We start from the raw sequence: 7,777 nt of genomic DNA, 5'->3' as shown, positions 1-7,777 counted from the left end.
CGACGGCGACGTGGCGAGCCAGTCGGCCGACCTGGGAGGTGAGCCTGCGCTCGGCCAGCCCCTCGACCCCGCCGACGGGATCGTCTGGGACGATGCGACGCTGCCGGTGGAGGAGGAAGAGGCGTACCGAGTCGCGCGCGCCGCCATCGGGACGCCGACCGGGACGTACACCGTCCTCGTCGCGCAGTCGCTCGAGTCGGTGGACGAGAGCACGGCCGCAGTGCTGCCGCTGCTGGCGATCGGCTACCCCATCCTTGTGCTCGTCGTCGCTGTCTCGACGTACTGGCTCGTTGGTCGCTCGCTGCAGCCGGTGGAGGCCATCCGTGCGAAGGTGGCCGCGATCGGCGGACGGCAGTTGACCGAGCGCGTGCCCGTCCCCGCGGCGCAGGACGAGATCGGCCGGCTGGCCGTGACGATGAATGGGATGCTGGGGCGGCTGGAGGCGGCTCAGCTCTCGCAGCGGCGGTTCGTCGCCGACGCCAGCCACGAGCTGCGCAGCCCGATCGCCACGATCAAGGCGATGGGGGAGACGGTCGTCGCCCATCCCGACGGGGCGCTCTCTGGGACCGCCGCGGAGGCTTTCGTCGAGGAGGCGACACGGATGGAGCGGCTCGTGAACGGGCTGCTGCTGCTCGCCCGAGCTGACGAGCGGGGGCTCGCCCGAGAGCAGCATGACGTCGACCTCGACGATCTGCTCGCGGCCGAGCGCGACCGCATCCGCTCCACCACCGCCTTGACGGTCGAGGCGAGGATCGAGGCGGTGCGCGTCTCTGGGTCGTCGCCTCAGCTGGCCCAGGCCGTCCGGAACCTCGTCGACAATGCCGTGCGGCACGCGCGCGAGGTGGTGGCGCTGAGTGTGCGAGCCGAGGACGGCATTGCCGTCATCGAAGTGCGCGACGACGGGCCGGGCATCCCCGCCGCCGACCGGGAGCGCGTGTTCGACCGCTTCGTGCGGCTGGACGAGAGCAGGGCCCGCGACGAGGGCGGCACCGGACTCGGCCTCGCGATCGTCAAGGAGATCGTGCTCGCTCACGGCGGCAAGGTCGAGGTCGTCGACAGCGGCACCGGAGCTGCGCTGCGCGTCACGCTGCCGCGGCAGTGCGAGGCGTGACGCCGGGCGTGACGACGCGGACGGACCCGGACTCGAGAGGTCAGTCCCGAGCTATGAGTCGATAGCCGACACCGCGCACCGTCCTGATCGATGTGCGTCCGAACGGCTGGTCAATCTTCTTCCTCAGGTAGCCGATGTAGACCTCCACCACGTTGTGGTCGCCCTCGTAGGCCGCGTCCCAGACCGCCTCCACGATCTGCGTCTTCGTGGCGACCTCGCCGGGGTGCCGCATCAAGAACTCGAGCAGCCCGAACTCCCGCGGCGTGAGCGCGATCTCCGTCCCGCCGCGCTCGACGCGGTGGCGCACCGGATCCAGCGAAAGGTCGCCCACGCTGAGCGCGACCGGCCGCTCCGGCGCGCCGCGGCGCACGAGCGCTCGCAGCCTCGCGACGAGCACGATGAACGAGCACGGCTTGATCAGGCAGTCGTCGGCACCCAGGTCGAAGGCATCCGCCTGGTCGTATTCTCCGTCCTTCGCCGTCAGCATCAGCACGGGCGTCCAGATGCCGGCTGCGCGCATGCCCTCGCACACCTTGTAGCCGTTGAGGCCCGGCAGCATGATGTCCAGCACCACGACGTCGTACTGCTGCTCCTTGGCCTTCCACAGTCCGTCGATGCCGTTGTCGGCCCAGTCGACGCTGAACGCCTCGGCGATCAGCCCGTGTCGGACCGCCTCGGCCAGCCGTCGTTCGTCCTCCACAAGCAGCACCCGCATGCGTTCCATTGTGACTGCCGCGCTCCACTCCCGTGGTCGTTCAGTCCGCGTCGCGCAGGCGTGCCGCTCGGCGAGCGCGCACCACCTCGATCACCAGCGGGACGACAGAGATCGCGACGACCGCAAGGGCGATGGCGTCGACGTTGTGCGCGACCCGCGGCACGCCGCCGAGCCACCGCGCGGCGAGCACGGCGATCGCGACCCACGCGACCGCCCCGAGCACGTTCCAGAGGACGAAGGTGCGGTACGGCAGGCGGGACATTCCCACGACCGGTGGAACGAAGGTGCGCGCGATCGGCACGAAGCGAGCCAGCACGAGCGCTCTCGCGCCGTGCTTGAGGAAGAACGCGTCCGCCTGCTCGAGATATGAGGACTTGAGGATCCTCGCGTCAGGCGAGAACAGCCGCCGACCGTAGCGCCGACCCAGCAGGTAGCCGATCTGATCGCCGGCAATGGCTGCGGCCGCCGCGACGACCAGCACGAGCGGGATGGGAAGGCCGAGCTGCGGGCTCAGCAGTCCGGCGGCGAACAGCAGGCTGTCGCCCGGCAGGAAGGGGAACAGCAGTCCCGTCTCGACGAAGATGATGGCGGCGAGGGCGAGCAGCACCCACGGCCCTGCTCCGGTGAGGAGCGAGACCGGGTCGAGCAGGCCTGCGAGGAAGACGTCGGGCACGTGTGATTCTCCTGATTCATCGGACTGACGCTGAGCGTGCGACAGCGCCGACGGAGCGCGTTGCTCCGCCGGCGGGGGTCAGGTGTTGGGGTCTTCGGCGCCGTTCTCGCCCGTCTCGTCCTGCTGCTCGGTGCCGTTCTCGGTGGCCTCGTCGGTGCACTCGGGCTCGTCAGCCTCCTGCGCGAGCACGCTCGCGTCGCCGGCGTCGACCTTGACCTCGATCACGGAGCCGTCGGCCGCGGTCACCTGGACCTCGTAGACGACGTAGCCGTTCTCGTCCTCGAGCGTCGCGTCGCCGGCGGTGCCNNGGCACCGCTGCGAGCGCTGCTGCCGTCGCCTCCTCGGGCGTGACCGTGGCGAGGCTCTGCAGGCTCGCGGCCTCGTCGGCCTCGGACAGCTCCGTGTCGGTGCCGTCGGGGGAGGTCGCGTCCTGCGGCGCCTGCACGGTGCCCGTGTACGACGGTTCCTGCTCGTCGGTCGCCGAGGACGACGGCTGCGTGCTGTCGGGGTTCGCCGCCATGGCGAGGCCGGCTCCACCGAAGGCGAGCGTCGTGGCGATGATGCCGGTCACGGCTGCCTTCTTCTTGAGGTTCTTCATGGTGTGCTCCTGTTCGGTTTCCGAACCCTTGCCGGTCCGGGCCGACCCGGTGATCGAGTCGATGTGATGAGACTCCCGGTCCGGCACTGTGGCGACTCTGAGACCACCTGAGAGCGCTCTCAGGTGCGAGCGCCGCAGGCGTGCTCGATCGGGAACGCCGTGCCAGGATCGCTCCAGGCCGGCGGACAGGAGCATCGATGCAGCGGGATCGCGAGGACCCGAAGCAGACGGGTCCCGACGCGGAAGTCGAGGTCGAGCGCCACCTGGGCACGAAGGATCTGACCCGTTGGCCGTCGCGCGCCGGCCGGGTCGGCGCTTTGATGGTCCACCGCCTGAGCGAGCTGCTCGGGCCTCACGCGGCTCTCGTCCTCATCCTGGCGGTCGGCGCGGTGGTCGCAGCGCTCGCGACGCTCGCGGCGGCCTGGGTCTACGACGCGGTGACAGAATCCGACGGCGTCGCAGGCTTGGACCGTCCGGTGCTCGCGGCGTTCGTGACGGTTAGGTCGCCGTGGCTCGATACGGCGGTGACGTGGTACACGAACATCGGCGGCGTGATCGTGATGCCGATCATCGCCGTGCTCGCCATCGTCGTGCTGACGCTGCGTCGCCGCAACTGGGCGCCGGTTCTGATCATCGGGGCCGCGGGCGTGGGATCGCTGCTGATGACGGTCGTCGGCAAGGGACTCGTCGCGCGGGTGCGGCCGGGGTTCAACGACGCCGTGCCACCGTTCGAGCATTCGCCCTCGTTCCCAAGTGGGCACACGCTCAACGCCACAGCGATTGCGGGCGCGATCGCCTACATGCTGCCCCTGCGGCAGTCGAGCCGTGTCGTCCAGGTCGCGACCATCGCCGTGGCCGTGGTGTTCGCCGTCAGCATCGGCATCAGCCGCATCTACCTCGGCCACCACTGGTTCACCGACGTGCTCGTCGCATGGATGTTGGGAGTGGGCTGGCTCGCGGTCGTCATCACCGCGCACCGGCTCTATCTCACCGCGCGGCATCGACAGCAGACAGCCCTTGCGACGTAGCGCTCGCGCACCCGTTCGGCCTGCTCGGGCGTCAGCTTGCAGGGGATGTGTGCTGAAGTGCCCGCGTCCGTCGTCGGGTAACGAAGAAGGCGCGGATTGCGCGCCCGAGTGACTGATTGGAGGGTGGGGACGAAATTAGGTCCGTCGCCCACCGGACTTGAACTGGTCGAACGCTCCGGCTATCGATCGACTCGTCGTCTTCGGTGAGGTAGCGAACCTCGGTGTCCAGCAGCTGGCCGCCGCTCATGCAGCCTTGACCGTTCCCATCATCCCTAGGTCCTCGTGATCGAGGATGTGGCAGTGGTAGACCGTGAGGCCCGTGAACCGTGCGAAGTCGATGCGCACCACGACCGAGCCCTGAGCCGGGACGTTCACGACGTCCCGCCACTGGGTGCCGTCGATCGCCGATCCGTTCACCTGGATCAGCTGCATCGGCCAGACGTGCAGGTGGAACGGATGATCCATCGGCGTGGGGTTGCGGATCGTCCACTCCTCCACGGTCTCCGCGCCGACGCGCTGATCGATGCGCCCCGCGTCGAATGCGCGCCCGTCGAAACCCAGGGCCATCATCCCGCCCTGCTGCGGCATGCCCATCCCCATGGTCATGGTGAAGGAGATCTCGCGCAGCGCGTCGGGAGTGCGGGAGCGCAGGTCGGCGTCGGGCGCGCGCGGGGGCACGGCGGGCAGCACCGCGGCGTCGGGCCCGCGAACTTCGACGAAGGCGAGCAGCGCCGGGCCGGAGGAGCTGCCCCCGCCGGCCATCATCCCGCCCATCATGGCGGCGCCCCGGTCGTAGCCGAGTGTGCGCAGCTGGGCACTTCCGGCCTGCATCGTCACCAGGAGATCCGCCCTGTTGCCGGGAGCCAGCAGGACCTCATCGACGGCGCGGGGCCGCGGTTCGTGCCCGGAGTCGATGCCCAGGAGCTCCAGCCGCTGACCAGGCAGCGCGAGTCGGAGGTAGCGCGCCGTGCAGGCATTGACGATCCGCCAGCGCTCCCGCTCCCGCGGCCGCGCGACGATCTCGGGCAGCAGTTGACCGTTGACCATCAGGAAGTCGCCCTCCCGGCCCATCATGCGATCTGCCTCCGAAGCGGCAGCGACGGCTCCGCCGGCGAACGAGATGTCCGAGATCACGAGCACCCGCTCGCGGGCGACCGGGAGCGCGTCGCCTTCGACCACGATGGCACCGAAGAGGCCGCCGAAGATCTGATCGGCGACGTTGCCGTGGTGGTGGGGGTGATACCAGAACACGCCGCTGGGGTGGTCGGGAGGAAGGTCGAAGCGGTAGTCGAACACCTCGCCGGGTGCGAGGCTGATGAGGGGATTGTCTCCGTTCCCTGTCGGGGAGACGTGGAGCCCATGCGTGTGGAGATTGGTCGGCTCGCGAAGACGGTTCTCGAGGCGGACCTCGATGCGGTCGCCCGGGCGCACGCGCCACGTCGAGGCCGGGACGCTGCCGTTGTAGCCGAGCACGAGCGCCCTGCGGCCGGCTATCTCGTTCTCGTGCTCCGCGGCGACCAGCTCGGTGCGGAGCACGCCCCCGCGGCTTCGCAGCGAGCTCGGCTCGGCCAGCGGCCCGGAGGGCGTTGCATCGGGCGAGGTCCAGGGCAGACCCGTGCTGCTGAGCCCGAGCCCACCGAGTACCACGCCCGCGGCGCCGCAGGCGCCCAGCAGCAGAGCCTGGCGGCGGGTGATCGGCTCCATCAAGGAGCGTCGCGCAGGCGTGCGACTCGCTCGTCGTACTCAGCGTGGTCGATCTCGCCACGCGCGTAGCGCTCGTCGAGAATGGCGCGCGCCGATCCGCCTCGCGGCTCCGGTGGCCGGTGGCCTCCGCGGTTCAGACCGCCGGTCGCGAGCCGCACCGTCAGGACGACGAGCGCCGCGATGCCCGCGATCATCAAGAGCAGGAACACCCACCCCATTCCGGGGCCCATGCCGCCCCAGTTGCCCATGCCGCTCCAGTTGCCCATCAACATGCTTCGACCTCCCCGTTCTCGTGCTTAAGGCGCAGTCGCGCCGTCACTCGTCGCCGCTGCCGACTTCGGCCAGCGCTGCGCCCAGGCGGTCCGCCGCTTCGTCTGCGACCGCTCGCAGCGCCTCGTTCCCGGTGACGCCGACCATGACCTTCGGGTCGAGCGCCTCGACGACCGACGTACCGTCGCCGGCGTCGCGCACCGTGACGTTGCAGGGGAGTAGCAGTCCGATGGACTCCTCCGCCTGGAGCGCGCGGAGCGCGAGCGGAGGATTGCACGCGCCCAGGATCACCTGCGGGGGCATGTCGACATCGAGCTTCGCCTTGAGCGTCGCCGCCATGTCGATCTCGGTCAGCACGCCGAATCCCTGCGTGGCGAGCGCCGCGCGGATCGCGGTGACCGTTTCGTCGAAGGGGAGGGCGACTGTCGTGGTGATGCCGTAGCTCATGACTTGCTCCAAGCGACTCGGGGCGGGCGGGAGTCGGCCGAAGGCTTGTGCCGGCACGATCCGCGGTCCCCGCTGATGCATCCAACTATACCCCCAGGAGTATTCGAGAACAAGAGTGGATGAGCGAGGGCGGCGCCCGCCGACCCGCGTCTGTCCATCCAGGCGAGAGGCGACACGCGAGCCGTCACCGCAGCGTGTCTCAATGCCGGCGGACTGTGGCAGATCTATTCGACACCCCTGGTCGGCTGGATGCAGTCCGGTTCGCTGGTGCACGTGGCGGTCCACGCCCACCTGCTCCTCGCGGGCTACCTCCTGACGACCGCGGCCATCGGCCTCGACTCGACACCGCATCGAGCGCCTCACCTCATCACCGCAGTCGCACCCCTCGCCACGATGGCGTCGCACAGCATCCTCGCCAAGACGCTCTTCGCCACTCCTCCCGACCTGTATGCCGTCGGTGACGTGCAGCCGGCGCGCAGCTCACGTACTACGCGGGCAGCTGATCGAGGCCGCGATCGTGGCGCTCTTCTGCGCGCGCTGGTACCGAGAAGCCGGACGTCATGCGTCCCGCCGGCGGCCCGGCGGCGTGGCGGTAAGCCAAGTGCGCTGAGCTCCCCGGCGGAGGGAGCCGTCACCGGAGCGGCAGGACGCCGCGGCCCGGACCGGCGATCGAGTCGCTTCAAAGAGACCGCGTCGTACCGGCGCATGCCGCGCCATCGCTCTCCGATTCGCGGTGGAGCGTCTTGGACGTGGTGTCGGAGCCGGGAGTGTTAAGGACGTCCGGACGAGCGCAGAATGCCTCGGGCGCCATGGGGATCTGAGCGTCCGCCGATAGCCAGGATCCGTACCCGTGCAACCCTGGGCGCATGTCGATGCCGTCCCCCATTGCATGCCGCGCGCCGCGCGAGCCGAGGCGGGGGAGCTGCTGCCGTATGACGTCGCGTGGAATGCCGCCGGCGGGCTACTGCTCCTCGCCGGCGTCGCCTGGACGATCGCGCTGGCGCGCCGCGGACACCGCGCAGCATCCGCACCGCCAGCCGGAGCGGATGCGGTGACGGCATCGGATCGTGGCCGATGAACTGATCCTGCTCGGCCGCGCTGGCGGGCCGATCTGCACGCGAGCTCGCCGCGGCGTTGGCGCGAGTGCGTCTCGGCGCACTGCGCCGGAGCCCTCGTCATCGGAACCGACGGCCCACGACACGTCCTCGACGACTAGGTGCGTGGGTCAGTA

General features: G+C 70.0%; 10 protein-coding genes and 1 pseudogene. 4 read left to right on the top strand and 7 right to left on the bottom strand.

Annotation, left to right across the window (positions count from 1 at the left end; translation table 11 throughout):
* Positions 1-1,111 (top strand): cell wall metabolism sensor histidine kinase WalK (locus BFN01_RS14860; protein WP_143187275.1); only part of this gene is annotated, 1,111 nt, incomplete at its 5' end.
* A 40-nt stretch (positions 1,112-1,151) separates the two neighbouring features.
* Here BFN01_RS14860 and BFN01_RS14855 read toward each other — a convergent pair.
* The 4 genes and pseudogenes from BFN01_RS14855 to BFN01_RS15670 all read right to left on the bottom strand — a co-directional run.
* On the bottom strand, positions 1,152-1,826 hold the full coding sequence (locus tag BFN01_RS14855) for a response regulator transcription factor (RefSeq protein ID WP_071645095.1): 675 nt from the start codon (positions 1,824-1,826) through the stop codon (positions 1,152-1,154).
* A gap of 40 nt (positions 1,827-1,866) precedes the next feature.
* The gene (locus tag BFN01_RS14850; protein WP_071645093.1) at positions 1,867-2,499 is read right to left on the bottom strand and encodes a VTT domain-containing protein; all 633 of its coding nucleotides are present in this window, start codon (positions 2,497-2,499) and stop codon (positions 1,867-1,869) included.
* A gap of 78 nt (positions 2,500-2,577) precedes the next feature.
* Positions 2,578-2,805: pseudogene (locus BFN01_RS16050) on the bottom strand (PepSY domain-containing protein); the annotation flags it as partial.
* Positions 2,806-2,807: 2 nt separating this feature from the next.
* Positions 2,808-3,097, bottom strand: a 290-nt coding sequence (locus BFN01_RS15670) for a hypothetical protein (protein ID WP_218161832.1), incomplete at its 3' end; no start/stop codon positions are given.
* A gap of 197 nt (positions 3,098-3,294) precedes the next feature.
* Here BFN01_RS15670 and BFN01_RS14840 point away from each other — a divergent pair.
* Positions 3,295-4,125, top strand: a complete 831-nt coding sequence (locus BFN01_RS14840) for a phosphatase PAP2 family protein (protein ID WP_071645091.1) — start codon at positions 3,295-3,297, stop codon at positions 4,123-4,125.
* 243 nt (positions 4,126-4,368) lie between these two features.
* Here the strand turns inward: BFN01_RS14840 and BFN01_RS14835 are convergent, their stop codons facing one another.
* From BFN01_RS14835 to BFN01_RS14825, 3 genes are read right to left on the bottom strand one after another with little or no spacing between them, the layout of a single operon-like run.
* A complete protein-coding gene (locus BFN01_RS14835) occupies positions 4,369-5,829 on the bottom strand; it encodes a multicopper oxidase family protein (protein WP_071645090.1) in 1,461 nt (486 codons plus the stop codon).
* Positions 5,829-6,095, bottom strand: a complete 267-nt coding sequence (locus tag BFN01_RS14830) for an SHOCT domain-containing protein (protein WP_071645089.1) — start codon at positions 6,093-6,095, stop codon at positions 5,829-5,831. The genes BFN01_RS14835 and BFN01_RS14830 overlap by 1 nt, the downstream gene beginning before the upstream one ends.
* Before the next feature lie 49 nt (positions 6,096-6,144).
* Positions 6,145-6,546: a DUF302 domain-containing protein gene (locus BFN01_RS14825; protein WP_071645088.1), complete on the bottom strand. Its 402-nt coding sequence runs from the start codon at positions 6,544-6,546 to the stop codon at positions 6,145-6,147.
* A gap of 150 nt (positions 6,547-6,696) precedes the next feature.
* Between BFN01_RS14825 and BFN01_RS16045 the strand changes: the two genes are divergently transcribed.
* Both BFN01_RS16045 and BFN01_RS14815 read left to right on the top strand, forming a co-directional pair.
* Positions 6,697-7,320 carry a cytochrome c oxidase assembly protein gene (locus BFN01_RS16045; protein ID WP_083428857.1) on the top strand — a complete coding sequence of 208 codons (624 nt, stop codon included), beginning with the start codon at positions 6,697-6,699 and terminating at the stop codon, positions 7,318-7,320.
* 76 nt (positions 7,321-7,396) lie between these two features.
* Positions 7,397-7,624 carry a hypothetical protein gene (locus BFN01_RS14815; protein ID WP_143187273.1) on the top strand — a complete coding sequence of 76 codons (228 nt, stop codon included), beginning with the start codon at positions 7,397-7,399 and terminating at the stop codon, positions 7,622-7,624.
* The last annotated feature ends 153 nt before the right edge of the window (positions 7,625-7,777 follow it).

Source organism: Microbacterium sp. AR7-10 (genome assembly GCF_001878835.1).
In the GTDB taxonomy this organism is placed as follows: Bacteria; Actinomycetota; Actinomycetes; order Actinomycetales; family Microbacteriaceae; genus Microbacterium; species Microbacterium commune.
Note: the sequence above shows the minus strand (reverse complement) of the source record. Positions and strands in the feature narration are given on the sequence as shown.